The 26,423-nt window shown below is 49.8% G+C and carries 25 protein-coding genes and 1 tRNA gene; 9 read left to right on the plus strand and 17 right to left on the minus strand.

Going from position 1 to position 26,423, the window contains the following annotated elements:
• The first annotated feature begins 11 nt into the window (after positions 1 to 11).
• The 7 genes from hyaC to cbdX all read left to right on the plus strand — a co-directional run bounded on the left by hyaC (position 12) and on the right by cbdX (position 5,472).
• Positions 12 to 746, plus strand: a complete 735-nt coding sequence (gene hyaC / locus HV237_RS18760; protein WP_016151908.1) for a Ni/Fe-hydrogenase b-type cytochrome subunit — start codon at positions 12 to 14, stop codon at positions 744 to 746.
• Positions 743 to 1,324 carry a hydrogenase 1 maturation protease gene (hyaD, locus tag HV237_RS18765; RefSeq protein ID WP_047357642.1) on the plus strand — a complete coding sequence of 194 codons (582 nt, stop codon included), beginning with the start codon at positions 743 to 745 and terminating at the stop codon, positions 1,322 to 1,324. The genes hyaC and hyaD overlap by 4 nt, the downstream gene beginning before the upstream one ends.
• Before the next feature lie 5 nt (positions 1,325 to 1,329).
• Complete coding sequence (gene hyaE, locus HV237_RS18770; protein ID WP_047357641.1) at positions 1,330 to 1,728, plus strand: hydrogenase-1 operon protein HyaE; 399 nt, start codon at positions 1,330 to 1,332, stop codon at positions 1,726 to 1,728.
• A 1-nt stretch (position 1,729) separates the two neighbouring features.
• The gene (locus HV237_RS18775; protein WP_047357640.1) at positions 1,730 to 2,587 is read left to right on the plus strand and encodes a hydrogenase expression/formation protein; all 858 of its coding nucleotides are present in this window, start codon (positions 1,730 to 1,732) and stop codon (positions 2,585 to 2,587) included.
• A gap of 89 nt (positions 2,588 to 2,676) precedes the next feature.
• Entirely contained in the window at positions 2,677 to 4,221 is a 1,545-nt protein-coding gene (gene appC / locus HV237_RS18780; protein ID WP_047357639.1) for a cytochrome bd-II oxidase subunit 1, read from the plus strand.
• A gap of 11 nt (positions 4,222 to 4,232) precedes the next feature.
• Complete coding sequence (gene appB, locus HV237_RS18785) at positions 4,233 to 5,369, plus strand: cytochrome d ubiquinol oxidase subunit II (RefSeq protein WP_047357638.1); 1,137 nt, start codon at positions 4,233 to 4,235, stop codon at positions 5,367 to 5,369.
• A gap of 13 nt (positions 5,370 to 5,382) precedes the next feature.
• Complete coding sequence (gene cbdX / locus HV237_RS18790; protein WP_016151902.1) at positions 5,383 to 5,472, plus strand: cytochrome bd-II oxidase subunit CbdX; 90 nt, start codon at positions 5,383 to 5,385, stop codon at positions 5,470 to 5,472.
• A 251-nt stretch (positions 5,473 to 5,723) separates the two neighbouring features.
• Here cbdX and HV237_RS18795 read toward each other — a convergent pair.
• The 13 genes from HV237_RS18795 to proB all read right to left on the minus strand — a co-directional run bounded on the left by HV237_RS18795 (position 5,724) and on the right by proB (position 19,873).
• Positions 5,724 to 5,799 (minus strand) — tRNA-Thr (locus HV237_RS18795).
• A 165-nt stretch (positions 5,800 to 5,964) separates the two neighbouring features.
• Complete coding sequence (locus HV237_RS18800; RefSeq protein WP_047357637.1) at positions 5,965 to 6,429, minus strand: isoprenylcysteine carboxylmethyltransferase family protein; 465 nt, start codon at positions 6,427 to 6,429, stop codon at positions 5,965 to 5,967.
• Positions 6,430 to 6,622: 193 nt separating this feature from the next.
• Entirely contained in the window at positions 6,623 to 8,071 is a 1,449-nt protein-coding gene (locus tag HV237_RS18805) for an EAL domain-containing protein (RefSeq protein WP_047357636.1), read from the minus strand.
• Positions 8,072 to 8,413: 342 nt separating this feature from the next.
• A complete protein-coding gene (locus tag HV237_RS18810) occupies positions 8,414 to 8,887 on the minus strand; it encodes a hypothetical protein (protein WP_046276288.1) in 474 nt (157 codons plus the stop codon).
• On the minus strand, positions 8,862 to 9,593 hold the full coding sequence (locus HV237_RS18815; protein ID WP_019076099.1) for a winged helix-turn-helix domain-containing protein: 732 nt from the start codon (positions 9,591 to 9,593) through the stop codon (positions 8,862 to 8,864). Before HV237_RS18815 ends, HV237_RS18810 begins: the two co-directional genes overlap by 26 nt.
• 144 nt (positions 9,594 to 9,737) lie before the next feature.
• Positions 9,738 to 10,433 carry a fimbria/pilus periplasmic chaperone gene (locus HV237_RS18820; RefSeq protein WP_047357635.1) on the minus strand — a complete coding sequence of 232 codons (696 nt, stop codon included), beginning with the start codon at positions 10,431 to 10,433 and terminating at the stop codon, positions 9,738 to 9,740.
• Positions 10,430 to 12,046 carry a hypothetical protein gene (locus HV237_RS18825; RefSeq protein ID WP_046276285.1) on the minus strand — a complete coding sequence of 539 codons (1,617 nt, stop codon included), beginning with the start codon at positions 12,044 to 12,046 and terminating at the stop codon, positions 10,430 to 10,432. Before HV237_RS18825 ends, HV237_RS18820 begins: the two co-directional genes overlap by 4 nt.
• A 4-nt stretch (positions 12,047 to 12,050) precedes the next feature.
• The gene (locus HV237_RS18830) at positions 12,051 to 14,543 is read right to left on the minus strand and encodes a CS1-pili formation C-terminal domain-containing protein (RefSeq protein ID WP_047357655.1); all 2,493 of its coding nucleotides are present in this window, start codon (positions 14,541 to 14,543) and stop codon (positions 12,051 to 12,053) included.
• Between the two features lie 47 nt (positions 14,544 to 14,590).
• Positions 14,591 to 15,268, minus strand: a complete 678-nt coding sequence (locus HV237_RS18835; RefSeq protein ID WP_047357634.1) for a hypothetical protein — start codon at positions 15,266 to 15,268, stop codon at positions 14,591 to 14,593.
• A 52-nt stretch (positions 15,269 to 15,320) separates the two neighbouring features.
• Positions 15,321 to 15,908: a common pilus major fimbrillin subunit EcpA gene (locus tag HV237_RS18840; protein ID WP_046276283.1), complete on the minus strand. Its 588-nt coding sequence runs from the start codon at positions 15,906 to 15,908 to the stop codon at positions 15,321 to 15,323.
• A 595-nt stretch (positions 15,909 to 16,503) separates the two neighbouring features.
• A complete protein-coding gene (locus HV237_RS18845; RefSeq protein WP_047357633.1) occupies positions 16,504 to 17,223 on the minus strand; it encodes a Crp/Fnr family transcriptional regulator in 720 nt (239 codons plus the stop codon).
• 281 nt (positions 17,224 to 17,504) lie between these two features.
• Positions 17,505 to 18,758 carry a glutamate-5-semialdehyde dehydrogenase gene (proA, locus tag HV237_RS18850; protein ID WP_016151868.1) on the minus strand — a complete coding sequence of 418 codons (1,254 nt, stop codon included), beginning with the start codon at positions 18,756 to 18,758 and terminating at the stop codon, positions 17,505 to 17,507.
• Positions 18,759 to 18,769: 11 nt separating this feature from the next.
• The gene (gene proB / locus HV237_RS18855) at positions 18,770 to 19,873 is read right to left on the minus strand and encodes a glutamate 5-kinase (RefSeq protein ID WP_003031373.1); all 1,104 of its coding nucleotides are present in this window, start codon (positions 19,871 to 19,873) and stop codon (positions 18,770 to 18,772) included.
• 289 nt (positions 19,874 to 20,162) lie between these two features.
• On the opposite strand from proB, the gene phoE reads away from it, so the two are divergent.
• The gene (gene phoE / locus HV237_RS18860; RefSeq protein WP_016151867.1) at positions 20,163 to 21,218 is read left to right on the plus strand and encodes a phosphoporin PhoE; all 1,056 of its coding nucleotides are present in this window, start codon (positions 20,163 to 20,165) and stop codon (positions 21,216 to 21,218) included.
• Between the two features lie 56 nt (positions 21,219 to 21,274).
• Here phoE and crl read toward each other — a convergent pair whose 3' ends face one another.
• From crl to gpt, 3 genes are all read right to left on the minus strand, one after another.
• Complete coding sequence (gene crl / locus HV237_RS18865) at positions 21,275 to 21,676, minus strand: sigma factor-binding protein Crl (protein WP_016151866.1); 402 nt, start codon at positions 21,674 to 21,676, stop codon at positions 21,275 to 21,277.
• Positions 21,677 to 21,733: 57 nt separating this feature from the next.
• Positions 21,734 to 22,978 (minus strand): esterase FrsA, encoded by a 1,245-nt coding sequence (gene frsA / locus HV237_RS18870; protein WP_016155767.1) that lies wholly within the window; start codon positions 22,976 to 22,978, stop codon positions 21,734 to 21,736.
• Between the two features lie 98 nt (positions 22,979 to 23,076).
• On the minus strand, positions 23,077 to 23,535 hold the full coding sequence (gene gpt, locus HV237_RS18875; RefSeq protein ID WP_003031380.1) for a xanthine phosphoribosyltransferase: 459 nt from the start codon (positions 23,533 to 23,535) through the stop codon (positions 23,077 to 23,079).
• A 261-nt stretch (positions 23,536 to 23,796) separates the two neighbouring features.
• On the opposite strand from gpt, the gene pepD reads away from it, so the two are divergent.
• The gene (pepD, locus tag HV237_RS18880; RefSeq protein ID WP_016151863.1) at positions 23,797 to 25,254 is read left to right on the plus strand and encodes a cytosol nonspecific dipeptidase; all 1,458 of its coding nucleotides are present in this window, start codon (positions 23,797 to 23,799) and stop codon (positions 25,252 to 25,254) included.
• A gap of 53 nt (positions 25,255 to 25,307) precedes the next feature.
• Here the strand turns inward: pepD and dinB are convergent, their stop codons facing one another.
• Positions 25,308 to 26,363, minus strand: a complete 1,056-nt coding sequence (dinB, locus tag HV237_RS18885) for a DNA polymerase IV (RefSeq protein ID WP_047357632.1) — start codon at positions 26,361 to 26,363, stop codon at positions 25,308 to 25,310.
• Between the last annotated feature and the right edge of the window lie 60 nt (positions 26,364 to 26,423).

The following is a 26,423-nucleotide window of genomic DNA, read 5'->3' on the forward strand; positions in this document are numbered from 1 at the left end:
GGAACGGAACGATGACTGGAAAGATATCCCCACGCGTCGGGGAGGCGCGTGATACCGCCGTCAGCCACTATGTGTTTGAAGCGCCCGTACGCTTGTGGCACTGGCTGACAGTGGGCTGCATGTTGGTTTTGATGGTAACCGGATACTTCATTGGCCGACCACTGCCGTCGGTCAACGGCGAGGCCACTTACCTGTTCTACATGGGCGACATCCGGTTAGTACATTTCGCCGCAGCCATGGTGTTTACGGTGATACTGTTGGGTCGCATTTACTGGGCCTTCGTCGGCAATCGCTATTCACGCGAGCTGTTTATCGTGCCTGTCTGGCGTCGCAGTTGGTGGCAGGGTGCCTTTTCGGTGGTGCGCTGGTATCTGTTTCTGGAAAAAAAACCGGGAGAGGATATCGGCCATAACCCCGTCGCGCAGGCGGCGATGTTCGGTTATTTCCTGCTCTCAGTTTTTATGATCCTCACCGGTTTTGCCTTATACAGCGAGCATAGCCAGTACGCCATTTTTACCCCCTTCCGCTATGTGACGGAGTTTTTCTACTGGACCGGCGGTAACTCTCTCGATATCCACAGCTGGCATCGGTTGGGGATGTGGTTCATCGCCGCCTTCATCATCGGTCATGTGTATATGGCTATCCGCGAGGACATCATGTCTGACGATACCGTCATCTCAACCATGATCAACGGCTATCGTAGCCACAAATTTGCCAAACGCCAGCACGATAAGGAGGCGTCATGAGCGAACCTAACGTCATCGTGATGGGCTTAGGCAACCTGCTGTGGGCAGACGAAGGATTTGGCATTCGCGTCGCCGAGCGCCTGTACGCCCACTATCACTGGCCGGAATGGGTAGAGATTGTCGACGGCGGCACGCAAGGGCTGAATCTGCTGGGCTACGTTGAGCAGGCCAGCCATTTGTTGCTGCTGGACGCCATCGACTACGGACTCACGCCAGGCACTTTGCAATCCTACGCCGGTGAACAAGTCCCCAGTTACCTCAGCGCCAAAAAAATGAGTCTGCATCAGAACAGCTTCTCCGAAGTGCTTGCTCTGGCGGAGATTCGCGGTCATCTGCCCGCCCACATCGCCCTCGTAGGACTACAGCCGGTGCAGCTGGACGACTATGGCGGCAGCCTGACCGACATCGCGCGCGCTCAGCTCCCGGCGGCAGAACAAGCCGCGCTAAGGCAACTGGCCGCGTGGGGCATCGCGCCACAGACAATCGATGAAACGCGTTGCCTGAACTATGAATGCCTGTCGCTGGAAAACTATGAAGGCGTGCGTATTCGCCAGTATCGTGTAACGCTGGAGAGATAAGCAACATGTTGAATGACAAACCATTTTCTGCGCTATGGCAACGCATGCTGGCGCGCGGCTGGCAACCGCTGACCGCATCTGAACTGGATGACTGGGTAACGCGTGTGCGTGATGGCGTGGTGCTGCTCAGTAGCGATCCCCGCCGCACGCCAGAAGTCAGCGATAACCCGGTAATGATTGCCGAGTTGCTCCGCGAGTTTCCCCAGTTTGACTGGCAAATCGCTATGGCGGATCTCGAGCACAGCGAGGATATCGGCGATCGTTTTGGCGTATTCCGCTTCCCGGCCACGCTGGTATTTATCCACGGCGAGCTGCGCGGCATTCTCAGCGGCATCCACCCGTGGGCCGACCTGCTCAACCTGATGCGCCCCCTCGTTGAAGAACGCATCCCCCGGAGCCTGTAAGATGAGTGATACCTTTTTTCATCTGCTGGGACCGGGAACCCAGCCGGGCGATGACAGCTTCAGCATGAATCCCTTGCCCCTCACCTGCCAGGTCAACAGCAGCCCCAGCATGGCGAGGCTGGAAAACTGTCCGCACAGCCCGGCGGTGATGGCATTGCTAGCCGACGTGCGCCACCAGCTTAGCCAGAAAATCCCCGTAAAACAGGACGTGCTGGGATGGGATTTATCCACGCTCAACGCAGACGACCTCACGTTTTTGAATACGCTGCTCGGCGAAGGCGAAGTTTCCGTGCGTATCCAGCAGGCTGACGGCAGGGCGAGTGAGATTCAGGAGTCTATTTTCTGCGGAATCTGGCGGGTGCGTTGCCAGAATGACTTGGGTCAATGGGAGGAGCATCTGGAGGCAGGCAGCGCGCCACGGGCGCTGTGGCAGGCAGCAACAATCACTACGCTGCCAGACGATAGCCTGTTGCCTCCGCCCGTCGATGGGTTGATGAATGGCCTGACGCTGGCTCAGGAACTGCTGGCGCACGTGCGCAATCCGGCCACGCAACCTCATAGCATTAACCTCACCCAACTCCCGGTTAGTGATGCGGATCGCCAGTTCCTCTCCCGCCTGTGTGGCGAAGGGAGTATTCAGATCCGTACCATCGGCTACGGCGAGAGCCAAATCGACGCCACGGCGCTGCGCCATGTCTGGCATGTGCGCTGTCTGGATACCCTGAAAGGACTTCTGCTCGAGAGTTATGAGATCTGTCCATTACCGGAACTGGTACTGGCTGCTCCAGAGGATCTGCTCGACTCGCTCCAGCGCCTGGATGAAGTCTGTAGCTGGCTGGCATCCGGCCCGCCAGCCTGATCCCCTTCTCCCGACCCGCATACTTTTCTGCTGCGGGTCTGGTGTTTTCTTCCTTATCTATTCACTCTCTAATGCCTGATGGAGTTCGCATGTGGGACGTCATTGACTTATCGCGCTGGCAGTTTGCGCTGACCGCGCTCTACCATTTTCTGTTTGTTCCCCTGACGCTGGGGCTGATTTTTTTGCTGGCCATCATGGAAACTCTGTTCGTGGTGACGGGCAAAACAGTCTACCGCGACATGACGCGTTTCTGGGGAAAGTTATTCGGTATTAACTTTGCGCTCGGTGTGGCGACCGGCCTGACCATGGAGTTTCAGTTCGGGACTAACTGGTCGCTCTATTCCAACTATGTGGGCGATATTTTCGGTGCTCCGCTGGCGATGGAAGCCTTGATGGCTTTCTTTCTTGAATCCACATTCGTGGGGCTGTTCTTCTTCGGCTGGCAGCGCTTAAACAAGTACCAGCATTTACTGGTGACCTGGCTGGTAGCGTTTGGCTCCAATATCTCTGCCCTGTGGATCCTCAACGCCAACGGCTGGATGCAATATCCAACGGGCGCTCACTTTAATATTGATACCCTGCGCATGGAGATGAGCAGCTTTAGCGAGCTGGTTTTTAACCCCATCAGCCAGGTGAAATTTGTGCATACCGTGATGTCCGGTTATGTCACAGGCGCCATGTTTGTGATGTCCATCAGCGCCTGGTATCTGCTGCGTGGTCGCGCTCGCGAGTTCGCCCTGCGCTCCTTCGCGGTAGGTTCCGTCTTTGGCACACTGGCTATCCTCGGCACTCTGCAACTGGGAGATAGCTCAGCCTATGAGGTCGCCCAACGCCAGCCGGTAAAACTGGCGGCAATGGAAGGGGAATGGCAAACCGAACCAGCACCTGCGCCCTTTCATGTGATAGCCTGGCCGCAGCAGGAGCAAGAGCGTAACGCCTTTTCCGTGAAGATACCGGCCCTGCTGGGTATCCTGGCGACTCACTCTTTAGATACGCCAGTTCCGGGGCTGAAGAACCTGATGGCAGACGCGCTACCCCGCCTGCAGCGGGGCCGGGAAGCATGGTTGCTGATGCAGGAAATCGCCAAAGGTAACCGCACGCCTCAGCTACTGCACGCTTTTCACGCCGTGGAAAAAGATCTGGGTTACGGCATCCTGTTAGCAAACTACGCCCCTGACATGAACCATGTCACGCCAGCGCAATATCAGGCCGCACAACGCGGCGCTATTCCGCAAGTCGCCCCCGTGTTCTGGAGCTTTCGCATCATGATTGGGTGCGGTTCCCTTTTGCTGCTGGTGATGGCGATTGCGCTGATACAGACCTTACGCTGGCGTATCGACCAGCATCGCTGGGTACTGCACATAACGCTGTGGAGCCTGCCGCTACCGTGGATTGCCATTGAAGCAGGCTGGTTTATGACGGAGTTTGGCCGTCAGCCGTGGGCGATTCAGGATATTTTGCCGACCTGGTACGCCCACTCTGCGCTGAGCGTGGGCCAACTGGCCTTCTCCATGGGGCTAATCCTCACGCTTTACACCCTGTTTTTAATTGCCGAAGTCTACCTGATGCAAAAATACGCGCGTCTTGGTCCAGATGCGATGCAACGTCAACAACCGGCACAACAACAGGAATAAAGGAGAGCATCATGTTGGATTATGAAACGTTGCGGCTCATTTGGTGGCTGCTGATTGGCATTATTCTGGTGGCCTTTATGGTCACTGACGGGTTTGATATGGGGGTCGGCTGCCTGTTACCGCTGATCGCGCGCAACGATGATGAACGTCGGGTGTTAATCAATAGCGTAGGGGCGCACTGGGAAGGTAACCAGGTGTGGCTCATTCTGGCGGGCGGTGCATTATTCGCAGCCTGGCCGCGCGTCTATGCTGCCGCATTTTCGGGGTTTTATGTGGCGATGATTCTGGTGCTGTGCGCCCTTTTCTTTCGTCCATTGGCCTTTGATTATCGCGGTAAAATAGCGAATGCACGCTGGCGCGCCATGTGGGACACCGGGTTGGTTATCGGCAGCCTGGTGCCACCGGTTATCTTCGGCGTCGCCTTCGGCAATCTGTTCCTGGGGGTGCCTTTTGTGTTCACACCACAATTACATGTGCAATACCTGGGCACTTTCTGGGAATTGCTCTCTCCTTTTGCCCTATTGTGCGGCGCATTAAGCCTGATGTTGGTCATTATGCAGGGGGGCGTTTGGCTCCAGTTGAAAACCGACGGCCTTCTTCACCTGCGCGCGCTGTCTGCCACCCGCCGCAGCGCGATGTTAGTGGTGCTCTGCTTCCTGTTAGCCGGGTACTGGCTGTGGACGGGGATCGATGGCTATGTGCTGCTTAGCCAGGATCCTAATGGTCCGTCCAACCCGCTATTAAAGGCAGTAACAACCGCACCGGGCGCGTGGATGGCGCACTTTGAAAATTCACCACTACTGTTGGTTATTCCGCTGTTGGGCATGATTTTTCCAATGCTCGCGATCTATGCCTGCGGGCAACGTCGGGCCGTGTGGGGATTTCTGTTTGCTTCATTGACCCAGACCTGTGTGATCTTCACCGCTGGAATCACCCTGTTTCCATTTGTGATGCCATCCAGCGCGTATCCACTCTCTAGCCTGACGGTGTGGGACAGTACCTCCAGCCAGACGACGCTCAGTATCATGCTGGTTATCGTGCTGATTTTCCTACCGATAGTTTTGCCTTATACCTTGTGGAGTTATTACAAGATGCTGGGACGAATCAACGTAGAAACAATCCGCCGCCACAACCACGAACTTTATTAGGGAGGACTGTACGATGTGGTATCTGTTTTGGTTTGTCGGCATTCTGCTGATGTGCACGCTCTCCACGCTGGCGCTGGTCTGGCTTGAGTCTCGGCAGAAATAGCCCTGCGCGTGCGTTACGCTTCCTGGCTCCCCTGTTTATTCGGGGGGTCTTTATTCGTTCGCACAAAAGCAGCATGGCTGTACCCAACCCCTGGTTAGCACCAAGCTTATCTATAAACGGCAGTGTGGTGCTGCAATGGACGTGTTCGAAGAGCGGAAAGGAAATGAGAAGCTATAGAGTGCTAAACCAGTGCGCGAGACAAAAAGAAGGGGATTACATTGAAGATGTGGAGTTGTAACTGCTTGATTGAATGGTGCCGATAATAGGAGTCGAACCTACGACCTTCGCATTACGAATGCGCTGCTCTACCAACTGAGCTATATCGGCCCTGAAAAGGACATGTCCACGAATGTGAGCACGGGGTAGAAGGTTAAAACTAACCGGGCGATGCGTCAATGGCCTTGCGAATCAAACGCCTATTTTTGCATCATCCGGTTTCAATTACGCACGAATCGTGTCGTTACAGGCATGCTTATACGCGGTCGGGTATTACTATAACCAGCGGCGAACGTGTTGTTCATAGCGCTCCCACTCCAGCCCGAAATGTTTTCGCAGTTGTTCCTCTTCAAAATCAATATGTAATCTGGCAACCACCAGCATAAACACCGGTACAGCCAGTACTCCAGTCAGGCTACCGATGCAAAGAGCAAAGGCCAACTGGAGTCCACTCATACCAAGGTAGATCGGGTTGCGGCTCCAGGCATAACATCCGTCGGTAACAAGCGTGGTCGATTTATGTGCATGCAGCGGATTCAGGGTCGTACGTTTCATCCGCATCTGCCACGCGGTATGCAATATCACCAACAGACTGACGCCGGCCAGCAATGCGCATATCACGATATTCACCTCGCCGAATGTGAAACGCGGACTCGCCGTCAGCACATCCGCAACGAGAAAAAGTACTAAGATAAGAGGCGGCGGAAACCAGACTCTTAATTTTGTCAGGAAATGACGCATGGCCAGGAACTCACCTCGGCATCGGTTTAATTAACGCTGATACCGCTATAAATACCCCGTATTAGATACATAAACAAACGATGCCTCACTCACAACAGGCTATCGCCTTCACCAGACAGGCGGGAGTTATCGTACTCACCTCGACAAAAATACCTGCATCAGAGGCATCCGCCCCTGATGTTCCCGAAAGGCTTTACGTTGAGAAAGTAGAATCCGACGCTGATTCAAAAAAATTTACAGACTGCTTGTAGTAACGCATAAAATCATCAAACGTCACTGGCGGTAAAAATTGATAACCCTGCAGGTAATCAACATTATTTTTCCCCAACCATTGCTGCTGATAGCCATATTCAACGCCTTCCGCCACCATGCGTAACCCCAGGAGTTCGGAAAGGTGAATGATTGACTCGAGCATAGGGATATGTTGCTCAACTTCTTTAATAGCTTTGATAAACGTTTTATCAATTTTTATAACATCCAGGTCTAACTCATTGAGATAGCAAAGGTTAGCGTATCCCGTCCCAAAATCATCTAAAGCAAACAGAACCCCTCTGTTTCGCAACGATCGTATCAGCTCTTTGATTGCAGGAGTAATAGTGAGAGTCTGGTTTTCAGTTATTTCAATCATCAATTTTATCGGTAGCCTTTGCGTTATTTCCATAAAATTAAGACACTCCCAATAAAAGACGGGGTTACTTAAACCTGATGGACTCACATTAAAGGAGACGAATAAAGTTTTATTGAAATCCTCGCTTCCGTCGACCAGATTACGCGCGACGGTGTTCATTAAATAGCTCGTTAACTCATTCATTAAACCACTTTTTTCAGCCAGCGGTATAAACTCACGCTGAGAAATAGCATAATTATCCCCCTGTGGCCAACGAGCCAAAACCTCAACACCACAGACATCTTCGTTGATATTTACGATGGGTTGAAAATAAGGAATGATCTCTTCATTCCTTATTGCCATACTCAGTCGACTAGAATCTGAGACATCATATGCTTCGCCGTATATTACATTCTTACCAGAATAACTGTTCGTCGAGGAACCTTCATGCAATAGATTATTCCTGGTTAAAAAAATGATAGTTTCATTAAAATGAGAAAATCCCAGACGAGCGGTAATTCGTTCCCGATATCGATACACTGACTTAATTGTTATCGAGTTAGCATGACAAAAATCGTGCAATTTTTCCTTTGTGAAAGATGCATACAGCATTTTCTCTTCAAACTCAGTCAAATGAAAAGTAAATATCGCTGAACCTTTAGTGACTTCCACAACCTCATTGGGAGCCATTAGATTGGCTCTCAACTGAGAAATCAGCTGATCCGATAGTTCCCGTCCATTAATGAATGCATACTCCTCATACCCCCGATTAATAGAACGATTTTCATTCATCCGAAGAACAATACAGTTTATATTGATAAACTGCGTGCTATTTCTCTGAAACCACTTCCTGACCTGGAATAATGGTAACCGGTTATCGATCACCAGTAAACAGGATGGATACCGTGGAATAATTGACTGTGAACCAGAAATAAATGCCCGCGCATCGACCAACACCAGATTTGGCAACCACGCTTTTATCCCTGAGAAAAGAAAAATATCATAACTGAGCAGAAAAACCTTTTTCGTATTCATAGTTACCACCAACTTAAATTTATGGCATGGCAGGTCCCTCGTTTTATACACGAGAGAATATACAACACCTTTAGCCTCCAGAAATTACAATGCAGTCCGCGAATTAACTTTATCCATAAGTCATCTCACGCAGTTTCAGATTTTATAATCACGATTATCCATATGAATATTACCATTAAATGTTAAGGCCATTTTAATTATTGAAAAAGGAAAAATCCTAATTCTTCATCAATACAAATCCTATTGCTCATTTTCACTGCAAGACAAAACAAAAAACCACGAATACTAAAAACGACAAAATATAAAACTACTAAAACCATAAGGATAACATATTATTGTTACTCATGCTGCCCGACAAACCATTAACGTACGTCGCAGATCTCTGATCGCATAGACATTTTTGGCGATATGGATGATCTTATAATAAAAAATTTCCTGTCGTGACATGAGTTGTTCGGTAACGTCATCAGGAACATTATCATTTTTATTTTTAACAATAGCTACACGACGGGTCTGCAGGTAACCATCACGATCTTTACCAATAAAATTCAGGATAACATTACGATCTACAGCATAATTTTTACCCTGAATATTGAGGCTTCCTATCTGAGATACCCGCCCTTCGGTAGCAGAAGAAATACGAAAAACCAGCAGAACTTCACCTTCAATTTTTACCCCCTGAGTTTGCGCCTCCAGATGCAGGTAAGTTTTTGCCGAGCAGGTCAGCGTCTCAGGTTCTTGATGGCGATATAAAAAATATGCTGTTATCGCTGCAAGAAAGATTGCCCCACTAATAAACAAAATTTTCACATTCACGGACAACCCCTCCTTTCTCTAACGTACAAATCCCAAGCAAATTCACTCTAAGATCATTGCCGGCTGATAAATTATTATCGTCATAAAAAACAATTGTTTTCTTGCCATCATGACAAGCCGCATTTACTTTTCGCCACATATCAGAAGATAAAAATGCTTTCGTTTTATCAGCATTATTGTCATCGGCAGTATAAAGTTCACAATCATCTATTGCCCTGATATAGATAAAATTTTTGGAACTTGAATTAAGTGCTAAAAATATAAAAATAGCGCTTCCAAGAAATGCAAATAATAAAATGAACAGAATAATGTTTTTACGTTTTGGTCTTACGGATGAGTTCACCGTCTCAGTTACCGAACGCACAGTTTCATCTTCAGAGGAAGATGACGATTCATCGCTGATCGAAGCATGGAACAAAAATCCCTGCCGAGGCAGCGTTTCAATGGGATTACCCGCCCCCAGCTCACTAAATGCTTTTCGCAAAATACTGATGCTTTTATTAAGACTATGACCCGATGGGGCCATGCCATGCTTTTTCCAGACTTCTTCAATGATAAACTCGCGGTGGACTTGTTGATTTTTATGGGCAATGAATAGCTCAAGTAGTCTCGCGGTAGACGCCGAAAGAATTATTGTCGTATCGCGATGTTTCAGGCTTTTTCTGGTGGAATCATACTCAACCTGTTCATTAATTATACTGTTCATACTACCTGACTCTTAATTACCGTGACGTTGAGTGCAAATGACTAAAATTTCATCTGTGCCGAGCTGATCACTGCATTGTATAAAGATAGTTACAGTATAGGTTCGATATCTAACCATGACATATCGGATCAGACTTAATGCTTACTATTGATTGAGTTTGAAGCACCCCTGACCTACTGGTATGTATTTCTGCAATGCAACGATAAATTTCCGGTTTTTTGATTTCAATTCGCTACTACGCCAGGTTTCACCCGGCAACACATAACGCATGGTGGCTTCATCATCAGTTGAGTTGCACCCCAGATGTACGATGATTTTAAAAAAAGTATTCCCGGTATTTTTCAGTGTTCCGTTTGCCTCATCAATGGTGTAGGCCAGATTCATTTTTCTCGGGCGAACAACCAATATGGTGTCCATAGCGATCACCGGGAGAGCCTGCCCTCCTTTCCCTTGATTACGCTCGGTAAACAGCGTTATCGGCATTTCACGAAACAGAATTCGGTAATAGCGTTCTTTATCATCCTGCGGTCCACGGTAGAAAATCTTAAAAAACTCACCCGCCTGCGGAGCCAGTGAAAAATTCAGCGGCGTAAACAGAAGTTCGCCTTCAGCAATGGCACTTCTGTTTTCACCTCCCGGTCCAGGCTTATCAATTTTTACTGCGCCAATACTGTACAAATTCTGTTTCTGGCTATCGTTATAGATCCGTTTGCTGATAAATGATTTATCCGATGGCATCTCATAAATGGTCGACTCCAGGTAGACAGCCTGTGCGGAGAATATAGTCAACCCGGAAAGTAAGATAAATCCCCATCTAAACACCAAACGGCAGCGGTTCATGGCGTCACTCCCACCCAATTCGCCGTGACTTTTATCTCTCCACTGGCACTGACGACACCTTCCCAATCTGTTCCGGAAACAGTTAACATCGACCGTGAATCATTCATTGGGAAAAGCAATTTTAAATCCGTAGTATAGTAGCTTCCATCATCATTGTTATTTGCGTCCCAGGGCGTCTGTTGCCACTGCGCATCGCTCATATTGATTGCTGCTTCACTACAGCTATTTCGTTTCTTCACCACGCCCCCCGACTGACTGTTGTACTGCAGAAAGGCGGGGATTGGGACTGACAGCCCGCCTTGAGGGGAGGTAAACAGACAGTAAGGCACACTGTTTATCGTCGTACTTTCTCCAATAACTTGCGCGGTAATGCTATCAGCCTGACGAGGACCGGAGACTGTCACGGTGTAATCTATTTCTATAGGAGCGGCGTCGCCAATCGTGCCACTGCCGCTCGCAGAAGCGGTGTTGTCTGAAGAGACGATACTGATCCCATACTCCTTCGGCACAATATTGATCTGTAGCGAAGGCGTAAACTGGTAGTGCCCTGACTCAGGTGTTAAGCCATTATAAAAACCGAAGGTAAACGGTTGAGTGTTAGTAATGCTGATTCCTGAATCGACGAGTTTTTTCAGGAATACTTTTGACAGAAAAATATATATGTACTCTCCAGAGGTCGTGAAAACGTTGTAATAAGCAGTTGAAGTACCATAGTTATACCAGTTTGAACCATTCCCGGAGTATTTCACGGTGGCCGGTCCAGGCGTAAAACCAAGCATCGCCGTGTCGACATAAGCGCGAAACGTCAGAGAGGCGGTCAGATTGGCGGTTTGTTGCAGGTTATAATTTACCATTTTGCAAATCACGCCGTCTTCGCCGTTAACCACGCCAAGCTCGCAATAACCAGTGTCTTTGGTGATGCTCGGCGTACCGTCGCTGGCAACCCAAAGCTCCTGAAATGCATTAGTCGATACCAGTGACAGATGACCGCGTTTGGTTAACGTATAATTGACGTAATTCCATAATCCTTTCGATTGATCTTTGCAACGTTGCCCGGAAGAATAATCATAATCAACGGAAGTATAACAACGGTTGAACACATAGGTTTCGCTGCTACCGGTAGGCACATTGCGAAAGTACTCATAGGCAGTATCCGTCAGGGAAGCGAATCCGTAGGCACCACCAATAACACCTGCGACAGATCCCACCTGCGCATGATAAAAACCGTTTTTATCAGTGCCTTGCCCGGCAATAAACCCAGTTGATGGACACTGGCTGCCGCTATAACAACGGATCCCCCGAAAAGGCCCGTTAATCGGGGAATTATCAATCCACATGTCCTGATAATAATTTCCTGGCGCAGTCCAGATGACAAAACCTAAATACCCGAGACTTACCTGAGAGGTACCGTATTTTATCCACGTGTTTGAACCGCTGAAACGAGGGTCGAGTGCGGAGGGGGTGATAAAGTATTCACTATCAATGGCATTTTCAATAAACAAATAGTTATTACTGACTGAGCCGGAAGATACAGCATTTAAAGCCAAAGCAGGCGCAGGCGTGAAACTCCCCACGGCACAGATTACAGTAGCTACTTTAATTAATACTTTCATTTTATTACCTCTGCGCCATCGTGGTTTGCGTGGAACATTTCACATCACCAACCCACGCTGCGCCACGTGCTTTTTCCAAATCGAGATCGGCTTCGCATAGGCTGCCATTGGCTGAAATTAACGTGATGACCGGATATTTCTTATCGATATCGATAGCAAACTCCCCTTTTTCATCCGTACGCGTTTTACCGATGTGATTATGAATATCGGTGTTTGCAGCCAACTGCCCATCGGGATAACGAATACGCCCGAATACGGTGACCATACTTTTCACTTCAGGGTTGATAACACCCACGTTACCCGGATATAGCGTCAGTTCCTGTTTGCGCCCTGAAACAATATCAAAGCTGTCTTCAGAGTTTTTATCATTGAGGATCTCCAGCTTGTACTGAGCATAAGGCGGCAGTGCAATGAAATTTGATTTACCGCTGAGAAGATAATTTCGGTTATTAATCTTCGCAGCCAGTTTCCCTTCGCCGGTTAAATCGGTTTTCACAATAATGCCTGACCTTTGCCTCTCTTTACTCAGACCGAAATCTTTTCCTGCCCACGCCAGGGAACCTTGAGAAGAGAAGTTCATATTGGTTGAGTTGTCCGCAGAACGCGTTACCGATACGGTGCCGGCGTTATATTTCGTGTCATAACTCAGATTGCCGTTTACCGAATAATTATTGTCGTAATACTGCTCGCCACTCAGGCGTGTCGAAGCCGACAATCCGACAGATTTAATGGGGCCTTCAGCATACTGCTTGCGCGCGCTGAGATTACCCTGAGTGCTGCCATAGCGATCCCGGGAGACGCCCATGCTCATCCAGGACGCCAACGGCAACGATAAATCCAGGCTGACATAACGTTCCTGTCGCCCATCGTCATTCCGGTTGTTGTAGTAATAACGCTGAATACCTGCGCGCAACCCAACCGTGGCATACTTGCCTGAATAAAGGTTTGTGCTGTAGTCCAGGTTACGGTATTTATTTCCCGAGTAGCGATTCTCCGTCTGACTCACGGTAAGCGAGCCGCCATGAGGAATAAACTTCCCGAGGTTAAGAGTGCCACCAATGGAATAATTGTCACGCTCCTGCATGGGCAGACGGTCGCCAATTTTACTGTCTTCACGAGATGCCCAAAGGGAACCATATCCCTCGGGGATATTGAGATTGATATTACTGATGTTTCGCCATGACGAATCGTTCGCTACCAGCGTCTGATTGCCAATGCTTACGTATTCATTCACATTGAGTGTGACATCCGTTTCATTAACCGTATTGTTGCCAAAACCGTAGAGCGTAGATTTCAGGCCCAGCCCCGACAATATCGCCAACGTCACCGATGCGGCACCGCCGGCAATCCAGGTCTGCTCATTGCCTAAATCCTGATAGTGGTTTCGCTTATAGCTCACACGGTCATAATCCAGTGAGCCACCAAACAGTTGCCATGAGAGCTGATCAATTCCAGCTGCCTGCTGGCGGGCAAAGATTTTATTAACCCGACTGATACGACTATTAATTGTCCGGCCATTGACCACGATATCTACCGTGACATCATAAACACCATACGGAAAACGACTGGTATCAATTTCATAACTGCCCATATTAAAGTTCTGTACGCTGAGCAAACGCCCGTCACGAAATACATGAACCTCGCCAGCGGCTGGCAAAAATACGGTAATTGGCGTGAGCGAAAGCGAGGTATTCTCAACAACCGTACTTCCTTTGTTTCCGTAGCTTACGCCGTAAATTTTCCCACCATTCAGCGCATTCAGGCTGGCAATAGACTGGACATTCCAGGTGTCGAGCATCCCGAGCGCCAGTCGATATCCGTCATAATCACGCTCATACATCGCGCGATAGAGTTTACTGGTGCTGTTGCTGTCGCCTATGCCGTAAAACGAACCGTTAATGTTGACATGGTGTTCACGCAGCGATGTTGTATTGTCCATCGTCAGATAGCTGCGGGTACTGCTGCCGTTATGATAATCGTTGTAGTAGGTGCCAAAGTTATAGTTCAGGACGTTAGAGAGAGTCTCCACGCTGGAAGGTCCAAGCAGGCTGCTGCGTGCGACAATCGCTTCAGTTAACGCATCTTTGCTGACAATCATCTCCAGGTGAAATGAGGAGACGTTGAGTTGCAGACGTGCATCATTCGATAGCTCGATATTGGTGTTATCGTGAAACTTCACATCACGAATTTTTTCCACCAACGCGCGGGTTTTTCCAGATAACACGGCATTATTGGGCAATTCAGCAAGAGTCAGGGCTTTAACCGTAATATTGCCATCAACAAGGGAAATCACCGCATCGGCAACTTTTTGCTGACTTTTCTCGTCAGTCTCGTTGTAACGAATATATACCGGCACCGTCATTCCCTGCTCCAGTGAACGGGCGAAAGCGCTGGGGATAACATAATTACCCACTTTTACTGGGGCTGCATGTGAAAATCCTGGTGTCAGCGCAAGAAAAAGACAAATGCTACCGCCGACAATATTTGTTGTTGTCATCTGCATCCTTACATTCCGGTAATTTTATTTATCCCTGCTATTGACCATCACTTCACTGTAATAAACTGCTTACCGTGCCAGATACCGATGTGTGAACGGCTATTACTAATGTCGGTAAACTGTAATTTTATTTTTGTACCCGGCATAATGTAATAACGTTCGCGACAGCCTCGCCCCCGCTCGCGAGCCTTATCTTTACAAGCCCCATAAGCGATCACACGAAACGATACATTGCCGGTATTGGTAATAACATCGCCATTTCGGCTATATTCAAAACGCTCCTTGCGCGGCGCGACTACCAGGATAGTGCCAATTTCAGCCGACGCTGTTGCAACAGCCATTTTATTCGCCCGGGTTTCCGCGCTCTCGGTGACCGGCTCATCTATCCATTGCAGACGATAATAACGCTCGACATCATCTGCAGGTCCTTTATAAAAGAAACGAAATACATCCTTCGCCTGGCCAGGAAGAATAAGATTGGCAGGTGTAGAGAGTAATTCTCCGGAATTAACGGGCTTTATTTCGATTCCCCCCGCCAAAGGTGATGACAATTGTTTTACCGAAACACTGACATAACGCGCCGCATCTGTCGTATTGATAATTTCTTTCGATAATGAACTCTCAGCAGAAGTCATGATCGATGTGATTTCACCAACATTAATTGCCCATCCGGGAAAAGATGCTACTAACCCTACCAACATCGCTGCCGGTAAATATTTTTTCATGACACCATTCCTGATAAATTCGGGAGAACAAATTCTCCCGAATTTTTATTACTTAGGCAGACGGAGTCGTCCAGGTTGCATTGAACTGTACTTTTACATCGCCAGTCCAATAGCCGTCTGGCAGTGCGGAGTAATCTGCTACTGTCTGACTACCATCAGAAGTCGCTGACGCGATGGTGAATTTGAAGTTGGATTGATCGCTGACACGATCGGCACCGTTATAAGCGCCATCAGCCATCAAGCTTTCAAGACCAGAAGTGGAGCTGGAGTTAACAAGGACAGTATCTGATGAATTAGTCAGCGCAGTGCCATTCCATGCCACCCCTACGTTCAGGGTAGAAGCATCACCACTGGCGTTGATCAGAGTGTTACTAATAATCTGAGCAGTCAGCTCAAAATCAGTTGCCGTCTCCTGACCCTGAATCGTCACATCAAAAGCACCGTCCTGAGAGTTGAAGGCATTCAGCCCTTCAGCATACTGGAAAGTTAAAGAGTTCAGCGGGGTGACAACCAACATGCTGGTGGTATCTTTCGTTGCCGTCGCGTCCCACGAGGCTGTTGCAGAAGCAGTAACATCTGCCATTGCATTTGCTGCAACAAATACAGAAGCCAGAGATGTTACTAATAATATTTTTTTCATTTTATCTTCTCCTAAGAACAAACTCACCACCGAGTCTTATTATTAAGTCACTCCAGCGGTTCCATTAATTGCGAGCCAGAATTGCCGCGCCAAAAAATTATCATTTGGATTAAGTAACATCTCAACAAACCCTGAAACGTAAAAATTACAAAAAACTAAGAATTTTCCTATAAAAAACATTATCTAAGAAGTTTCCTAAGATATAATTACTTAAAATATGTACATTTTTAGAATTATTATCCACACAAATAATAAAAACCAAACAATTCATCTTTTTTATGTTTTTGATAAATATCAAAAAGATCATACAAATACCCCAGGAGTAAAACCCTTAAAAAACATAAAGATAATTAACATTCACATACTCTCTCTGTAATGCTTATTATTTGTTGCAATTATGCTAATTTTTTAACTTCACAAGAAAATTCTCATGAAATATTTATTTAAGGGGGAATATTCTTATAAAAATAGCGCTGACCTGTAGGATTATCATTCGAATTGATAATTATTCCACATAAATAAAACCAGGAATTTTCCATATAAAATGAATATTCCTGGAATATCAAGAGATAAATAACGCACGGCAAAGATAGCGTTAGCTGAAACCTTTTAACCCCAAATAACTATTAATTGTTACCGTACGAACCCGATGTAAGCTAATCAACTTTTGTCGTTCGAGGGATTTTAATGAGCGGCTAACGGTTTCAATTTTAAGATCGAGATAACTGGCAATTTCCTCCCGCGAGAATGGCAAGCGAAGCGTCGTTTCAGGCCTACCAATACGTAAATGCATTTCGTAAAACTCCACGAGGAAAGCAGCGATTCTGGCCTCAGCATGTTTATTGGCATAACGCCGTAGTTTTTCAACAATGAATCCATTGTCCCTGCAGAGAAACTTGATGACTGCCGCTGCAACCGACGGCTCCTTTTCTGCTGCCTTGAACAACCGCGCAATATCGATATGACATACCTCCGCAGCCGTTGCAGCCTTGATCGTTGTCAGATACTTACCCCCCTCAACGGCATCCAGCGCCATGATGTCTCCCGGAACATAAAAGCGACTGATAAAATCGTTATCACCACATTCCACGCTGGACGTGCAGTACCCCTCGTGAATAACAAAAAGCATGTCCGCGGCTCCATCCTGCCGGGCGAGTATCTCCCCCGCTTTAAACTTCCTTCTTTTGTCTATTAATCGGTATTGATTATCACGATCAATCGCCGCGCCCTTTGGACACAGTGAACAATGGCGGGGGGGAAACGGGTTGCCGAGTGGCACAACAGGAATGCTATGTTTGTGAATATCCGATTTCACGCAACGACTCCTCATAAAAATGAGACTGATTCTAATAGATTGGACCATAGGAACAATACGTGAGCCACAGACCCAGAAAATTCATGCTGGTAGGGAAAATTCTGTGTTACGTCGCCTTTTCGACGCCGGGGAGCACATGGCTAAAAACCAGACTGATGCGGATGATGATAAAACACAGGATAGAAAACAAATGCGGTAGCGGGGTAAAGAGTAGAATTAACCGGGCAATGCCTTAACAGACCTGAAAATCATAGACCTATTATGGCATCGCCCGTTTTCAATTACGCACGAATCGTGTCGTCACCGAAGCCAACCCACTTATAGGTGGTCAGTGCTTCCAGACCCATTGGGCCACGCGCGTGCAGTTTTTGCGTACTCACAGCCACTTCCGCCCCCAGTCCGAACTGGCCGCCATCGGTAAAACGAGTAGAGGCGTTAACGTACACGGCAGAAGAGTCCACTTCATTCACGAAACGATCGGCGTTACGCAGGGTGCGCGTCAGGATGGCATCGGAATGCTGGGTCCCATGCTCGCGAATGTGGGTGATAGCATCGTCCAGATCGGTAACGATTTTCACGTTCAGATCCAACGACAGAAACTCGTCGTCATACTCTTCGGCTTTCACCGCAACCACGTTAGCGGGCCCTGCCTGCAATGTGGCCAGCGCGGTGTCGTCGGCATGCAGCGTGACGCCGCTTTGTGCCATCTGCTGGCTCAGCGCAGGCAGAAAACGCGCAGCGATATCCTGATGCACCAGCAGGGTTTCTACGGTGTTACAGGTGCTCGGACGCTGGGTTTTGGCGTTGACGATAATCTTCAGCGCCGGGTCGATCTCCGCGCTATCATCAACATAAATATGACAAACCCCAATGCCGCCGGTGATGACCGGGATAGTCGACTGCTCACGGCACAGCTTATGCAGACCCGCGCCACCGCGAGGGATCAGCATATCAATGTACTTATCCATACGCAGCATTTCAGCGACCAGCGCGCGGTCCGGGTTATCTATCGACTGCACGGCTGCAGCGGGTAAACCACAGGCTTCCAGCGCCTTTTGGATAACCGCCACGGTTGCCGCATTCGTCCGGTACGTCTCTTTCCCACCGCGCAGAATCGCCGCATTACCGGTTTTCAGGCACAGGGAAGCCACGTCAACGGTGACATTTGGACGCGCTTCATAAATCACGCCAATCACGCCCAGCGGAACGCGACGACGTTCGAGACGCAGGCCGCTATCCAGCAGACCGCCGTCAATCACCTGCCCGACCGGGTCAGCGAGATTACATACCTGACGCACATCGTCGGCAATCGCTTTCAGACGCGCCGGAGTCAGCGCCAGGCGGTCGAGCATTGCTTCGCTCAGGCCGTTGGCTCGCGCTTGCTCAACATCTTGTACGTTCGCGCTGAGGATGCTTTCCGTTTGCGCTTCCAGCTCATCAGCTATTGTTTCCAGTACGCGGTTTTTTTCGCGACTGGAGAGCAGCGCCAGCTTGTATGACGCAGCTTTGGCAGCAATGCCCATTTGTTCCAGCATATGCCTGTTCCTTAACGGGTAATCATGTCGTCGCGATGGACAGCAACCGGACCGTATTCGTAGCCCAGGATGGTGTCGATCTGTTGTGAGTGATGTCCGGCAATACGGCGCAGCGCATCGCTGTTATAGCGGGTAACGCCGTGGGCAATATCGCGCCCTTCGAGATTGCAGATGCGGATCACTTCACCACGAGAGAAGTTGCCTGTCACGCTTTTAATGCCTTTTGGCAGTAATGAACTGCCACGCTCCAGAATCGCTGCGGTCGCCCCCTCATCAACGGTAATTTCCCCGGCAGGTGGTGCGCCGAAGATCCAGCGTTTACGGTTCTCCAGCGGAGAGGCCTGTGCATGGAAACGCGTCCCAACGGAAACGCCTTCCATCACGTCGCCAATTACGCCCGGCTTGCTGCCTGCGGCAATAATGGTGTCAATCCCGGCGCGGCATGCAACATCAGCGGCCTGCAGTTTAGTCCCCATACCACCGGTTCCCAGACCCGAGACGCTATCACCGGCAATGGCGCGCAGCGCATCATCAATACCGTGAACGTCTTTGATCAGCTCAGCCTGCGGGTTGGTGCGCGGATCGGCGGTAAACAGCCCTTGCTGATCGGTCAGCAGCAGCAGCTTATCGGCCCCGGCCAGAATCGCCGCCAGCGCTGAAAGGTTGTCGTTATCACCGACTTTAATTTCGGCGGTCGCTACGGCGTCGTTCTCATTAATGACAGGAACGATGTTGTTATCCAGCAGCGCGCGTAGCGTATCGCGGGCGTTAAGGAAGCGCTCTCTGTCTTCCATATCCGCACGCGTTAGCAGCATCTGTCCGATGTGAATACCGTAAATCGAGAACAACTGTTCCCACAGTTGAATCAATCGGCTCTGCCCTACCGCCGCCAACAGCTGTTTCGAGGCTATCGTTGCCGGGAGCTCAGGGTAACCCAGATGCTCACGTCCGGCGGCAATCGCGCCCGAGGTAACGATAACAATACGATGCCCTGCGGCATGGAGCTGCGCACACTGGCGAACCAGTTCTACGATATGGGCGCGGTTCAGGCGGCGCGATCCGCCCGTTAACACACTGGTGCCAAGTTTTACCACCAGCGTCTGGCTGTCACTCATGATTCTCTGCCATTCAAAATTGGGGAAAATGATATCAAACGAACGTTTTAGCAGGACTGGCCCCGGTTGCCAACAACCAGCTCACAAAGCATGAAATTTTATTGCGCAGGATCAGCAAGCGTAGCGGCAGATTTTGACGCATTTATTACAGAAACAAAAAAACATCCTTTTTTAAAAATATTCTTACTTTGTCATAAAACGTTCATTACCAGACGTTAAAAACCCTCCTGTCTTTTAACGGGGATCACACCCAGTGAATATTAGCGCGTACTTTTAATCAGGAATGAAAATGAAAAAGAGCACTCTGGCATTAGTGGTGATGGGTATTACTGCGTCGGCATCCGTACAGGCAGCGGAAGTGTATAACAAGAACGGTAATAAACTGGACCTGTACGGCAAAGTAAAAGCCATGCATTACATGACGGATTATGACAGCAAAGACGGCGACCAGAGCTATATCCGTTTAGGTTTTAAAGGCGAAACGCAAATTAACGATGAACTGACGGGATATGGCCGCTGGGAAGCAGAGTTCGCCGGCAATAAAGCCGAAAGCGACTCAAACCAGCAAAAAACCCGTCTGGCCTTTGCCGGTCTGAAATTAAAAAACCTTGGCTCGTTTGATTACGGTCGTAACCTCGGCGCGCTGTACGACGTGGAAGCGTGGACCGATATGTTCCCGGAATTCGGCGGCGACTCCTCCGCGCAGACCGATAACTTTATGACCAAACGCGCCAGCGGCCTGGCGACCTACCGTAACACCGACTTCTTCGGCGTCGTGGATGGTCTGGATCTCACCCTGCAATACCAGGGGAAAAATCAGGACCGCGATGTGAAAAAACAAAATGGCGACGGTTTTGGTACTTCCGTTACCTATGATTTTGGCGGCAGCGATTTCGCGGTGAGCGGTGCGTATACCAACTCCGATCGTACCAACCAACAGAATCTGCAAACGCGCGGGACTGGCGATAAAGCAGAAGCCTGGGCAACCGGTTTAAAATATGATGCTAACGATATTTATATTGCGACGTTCTATTCTGAAACGCGCAATATGACGCCAATTTCCGGCGGCTTCGCCAATAAAACACAGAACTTCGAAGCGGTAGTTCAGTACCAGTTTGACTTTGGTCTGCGTCCGTCACTGGGTTATGTGCTGTCAAAAGGGAAAGATATTGAAGGCGTAGGCAATGAGGATCTGGTCAATTATATCGACGTTGGCGCAACGTACTATTTCAACAAAAATATGTCCGCGTTTGTCGATTATAAAATCAACCAGCTCGATAGCGACAATAAACTGGGCATCAACAATGATGATATCGTTGCTGTCGGTATGGTTTATCAGTTCTGATGTAGCATAAAAAAATGCCGGATGGGTTGCGCCGCCATCCGGCATTTTACTGTTCATTATGCCGTTAATTTAACCGGTTCATCGTTAAAATCGTCAGCAGGCTCCAGCGCCAGATTCAGCGACGTTAACAACCCACGTAATTTTTCATGAAATTCACGTAAGGTGTATTCCAGTCGCTCTACCACTTCAGTCTCTTTCACCGGCACCGCAGTCCAGTTCCCGTCTTTATCGAACAAGCCAAACTGGTAGCTGTACGTGAAGCGTTTTTCCTGCGCCTCCAGTTCCATCCACCAGCCCCAAAACTCGCGTTTCTCTGGGGCGGGTTTCACATTGACGCAAACAGCCAGACAATCGAAAAAAAACCGATTATCTTCGCACTGCCCTTCCCGGATGTACGGGCCAAGCGCGGTGAATTTCTTGATCAATCTACTTTTCGGATGCCCACTCGGTAACGTCATTACGATCTCCTTAGGTGAAGCACCTGTTTTACCAAATCGATAAAATTTAGCAAACTTTTAACACAATCTCTGATTGATCCAACCGGTTATTTCCTGCAGCCCTTTGTCAAAATTGCGATACACCGGGTTGAATGGAATCTCCAGCAACTTACCGTCAGAAGATGAAGAAGTGATTAAACGCGACTCCTCTTCCGGGCTAAACGGATCGTTTTTCCAGAACCCCGACAGCATTGGCGTTGGGCAGCGTCGGCCCAGCAGGCCCTGCACTTTTAATGAATAGCGATTAAGCTCAACGCGCAACGCTTCATCGGATGCGTCGTGCATTCCCAAACGACTGGCCAGAACGTCAAGGTACATTTCCGGGACGCTTGCCTGGCGCTGCGGGTCGCTAAGCAGCGCATGAACCACCGGCCCCAAACAGGCCACCGCCTTCAGACGTGATGATTCCAGATACGCCAGGCGTACCGCCACGTTGGCGCCAAAACGGAAGCCGAAGGCTGCCACACGGGTGTGATCCACCCACGGAACATTCGGCAGTGCTTTTAATACGTGCTGATGCAGCAGGCTGGAGTCCTGGGTCAGTTTCCATTTTGACGAGAACCCGACCGACGGCATATCCAGCGTCAGCATGGCAATACCGCGCGGGGCAAAGTAGCGCTCATACAGAGTGTAATAATCCGTTTGCATGGAATCGAGGCCACCGCACATCAGCACCGTCGGGAACGGACCGTCGCCTTTTGGCATATGCAGGAAGCCGGTAATCGGCGCGCCGCCGGTAACGGCAAATTCCATCTCACGCAGCGTGCCCGGCAGACGCTGTGCGGCCTCTTCATAGGCGCGATTGGCCAGAGCCTGCGCCTGCTCTGCCAGCTCATCGCCTTTTAAGTGCGGATAAGCGGCGATGTTATAGAGCGTGGAAGCATGCAGCCAGTGGCGTCCGCTCACCTGCGGATCCTCTTCCATAGAGGCTTTCTGTTGCCAGTCCATCGCCTGCTTCGCCCACTCGTAAATCCAGTTTCCGCCGCGATAGCCGATAACCGTGTCGTAAAGCTCTTTATCGGTGCGTTCGGCTTCGCTCATGACGATACGTGCCTGCACTTCGAGGATTTCGCGCGGATCGACGCCACGCCAGATCCACATCAGGCGGTTCACCATACGGTACCAGTGCGGGATGGTTTTGCCATCCAGGGTCGATTGTACGGACGGCTGCGCGCCGTGATTAAAACGACGAACCAGCGTTGACGTTTCAGGGTGTTTGAAGCGGGGTTTAAACAGGACTTCGCTGAGGTTAGCCTGTGACATGATTGCAGCCTCCATGAGTACTCACTAAGGCATAGTGTAACCTGACACAGCACAAAAAGAACAACGCCCGACAGTGCGGGCGTTGAAAACTTTTTAGATTAGCGACCCGAGATCGGCGGAACGAACACTACGCCCATATCCCACGGCTGCTCAATCCAGGTATCCTGAGGGATATCAACAACATAATCATTCACCAGCGGGCGACCTGCCGGCTTAGCGAAAATAGTGACGAAATGCGCTTTAGGGTACATTTCGCGAATCGCTACGGCGGTACCACCGGTGTCAACCAGGTCATCAATTACGATGAAACCTTCACCGTCGCCTTCGGCACGCTTCAGCACTTTCAGTTCGCGCTGGTTGTCGTGATCGTAGCTGGAGATGCATACGGTATCGACATGACGAATACCCAATTCACGCGCCAGCAATGCGCCCGGCACCAGACCACCACGGCTAACGGCAATAATGCCTTTCCATTGTTCAGAAGGCATCAGGCGGCTTGCCAGTTTACGTGCATGGATCTGCAACATGTCCCAGGTGACGACGTATTTTTCGCTCATGTGAAGTGTCCCAGCCTGTTTATCTACGGCTTAAAAAGTGTTCGAGGGGGAAATAGGTTGCGCGAGATTATAGAGATCTGACGCACTAAAAACCAGTGTTTCGCGGAATCCGCGCCTCTTTTTGCATGCTTTATGCTAGCCGTCAGCGGAGAAAGTGGTATTCTCAATCGCATCGCGCAAGCCTGACTTGTGATGTTTTTAATTCTGCTAACCCTGTGGCCTGCAAGCAAGTTTTGTAGGACATCGCCAAGGAGACTCAACGTGTCTGAACTGTCTCAGTTATCCCCGCAACCGCTGTGGGATATTTTTGCCAAAATCTGTTCTATTCCTCATCCGTCCTACCATGAAGAGCAGCTCGCTGAACACATTCTGAGCTGGGCCCAAGAGAAAGGTTTCCACGTCGAGCGCGATCAGGTCGGTAATATCCTGATTCGCAAACCCGCTACCGCAGGAATGGAAAACCGCAAGCCGGTCGTTCTGCAAGCGCACCTGGATATGGTCCCGCAGAAAAATAACGACACCGTGCATGACTTCACTAAAGATCCTATCCAGCCTTATATTGACGGCGAATGGGTAAAAGCCCGTGGCACCACGCTGGGTGCGGATAACGGCATCGGTATGGCGTCCGCACTGGCCGTTCTGGCTGATGACAACGTGGTACACGGTCCGCTCGAAGTGCTGCTGACCATGACCGAAGAAGCAGGTATGGATGGCGCGTTTGGTCTGCAGGCTAACTGGCTGCAGGCAGATATCCTGATCAACACCGACTCTGAAGAAGAAGGTGAGATCTATATGGGTTGCGCAGGCGGTATCGACTTCACCTCTAACCTGCCGCTGTCCCGTGAAGCAATCCCGGCTGGCTTCCAGAGCTTTAAGCTGACGTTGAAAGGCCTGAAAGGCGGTCACTCCGGTGGCGAAATCCACGTTGGTCTCGGTAACGCTAACAAGCTGCTGGTACGCTTCCTGGCGGGTCACGCTGAAGAGCTGGATCTGCGTCTGGTTGATTTCAACGGCGGTACGCTGCGCAACGCAATTCCGCGTGAAGCCTTTGCCACCCTCGCCGTGGCGGCAGATAAAGTTGATGCGTTAAAAGCGCTGGTCAACACCTACCAGGAAATCCTGAAAAACGAACTGGAAGCCAAAGAGAAGAACCTGGCTCTGCTGCTGGATGCCGTTACTCACGACAAAGCCGCGCTGACCACTCAGTCTCGCGACAGCTTCGTACGTCTGCTGAACGCCACCCCGAACGGTGTTATCCGCAACTCCGACGTAGCCAAAGGCGTGGTAGAAACCTCCCTGAACGTCGGCGTTGTAACCATGACTGACGACAACGTTGAAATTCACTGCCTGATCCGTTCCCTGATCGACAGCGGTAAAGACTACGTGGTAAGCATGCTGGATTCACTGGGTAAACTGGCTGGCGCGAAAACCCAGGCCAAAGGCGGATACCCAGGCTGGCAGCCGGATGCTAACTCTCCGGTTATGCACCTGGTTCGCGAAACCTACCAGCGTCTGTTCAACAAAACGCCAAACATCCAGATCATTCACGCCGGTCTGGAATGTGGTCTGTTCAAGAAACCGTATCCGGAAATGGACATGGTTTCCATCGGGCCAACCATCACCGGTCCGCACTCCCCGGATGAGCAGGTTCATATCGAAAGCGTTGGTCACTACTGGACGCTGCTGACTGAACTGCTGAAGTCTATTCCGGCGAAGTAAGATCCTGCGCTAAATGCCGGATGGCGCTACGCTTATCCGGCAATCCATCAGAGTCACAGCCCCAACAGCAGCTGTCTTTCCAGTTGGGGATCCAGCAGCGTGACGTGTAATCCCACCAGCCTCACGCCTCGCCCTCCCCGACGTTCTTCCCAGGTTTTACGCGCCGTCGCAATTAAGTCATCTTTATTTAAGCGCGGCCAGACGTGCTCCTGCGTGGTCTGCTGAAAATCATTAAACTTGAGTTTTATCCCCTGGCGAGCGATAAGGAGATCCGGCTTTACCTTGGCCAGACGCCGTTCCAGTTCGGGATAAAGCCGCTCAATAATCGCCTCACACTCTGACCACTCATGAATATCTTCCGCCAGCGTGCGCTCCACGCCGACGGATTTGCGCAGTCTGTCGTTGTTAACGTCCCGCTCGTCAATGCCCTGGCTTCGCTCCCACAGCACGCGACCAAACTTACCAAAACGTTTGAGCAGCATTGCCAGGTCGTATTTTTGAACATCCTCGCAGGTACGCAATCCCATTGATTCCAGCTTCGCGGCGGAGACTTTGCCGACGCCGGGAATTTTGCCTAGCGGTAACGTTTTGAGAAATTCAGGAACATCGGCAGGGGTAATCACATATTGCCCGTTGGGCTTGTTGAGATCGGAGGCTATTTTTGCCAGAAATTTAACCGGCGCAATCCCGGCAGAAGCGGTTAGCTGCAGCTCGTTAAAAATCGTCTGGCGGATCTCCTGGGCGATCAGCGTGGCAGAACCGTGGCAGTAGGTGCTGTCGGTTACATCCAGATAGGCTTCATCCAGCGACAGGGGTTCAATCAGCGAGGTATAGCGGGAGAAAATCGCCTGAATCTGGCGGGAGGCTTCTTTGTAGGCCTCGTAGCGACCGGGTAATAAGGTAAGATGCGGGCATAGCTTTAACGCCATTCCCGTTGGCATCGCGCTACGCACGCCAAATTTGCGCGCCGGGTAATTGGCTGTACTGATAACCCCCCGGCGCTCCCGGCTGCCGCCGATGGCAATGGGAATGTCACGCAGAGCGGGGTTATCGCGCATTTCCACCGCTGCGAAAAAGCAGTCCATATCAACATGTATGATTTTGCGCATTACTCGCCTCCCACAACACTGTTTAAGTATACAGTATTTTTATAGTGTGAGAAGTATGAT

The sequence above is a fragment of the Citrobacter sp. RHBSTW-00570 genome (assembly GCF_013739755.1).
GTDB lineage: Bacteria > Pseudomonadota > Gammaproteobacteria > Enterobacterales > Enterobacteriaceae > Citrobacter > Citrobacter braakii.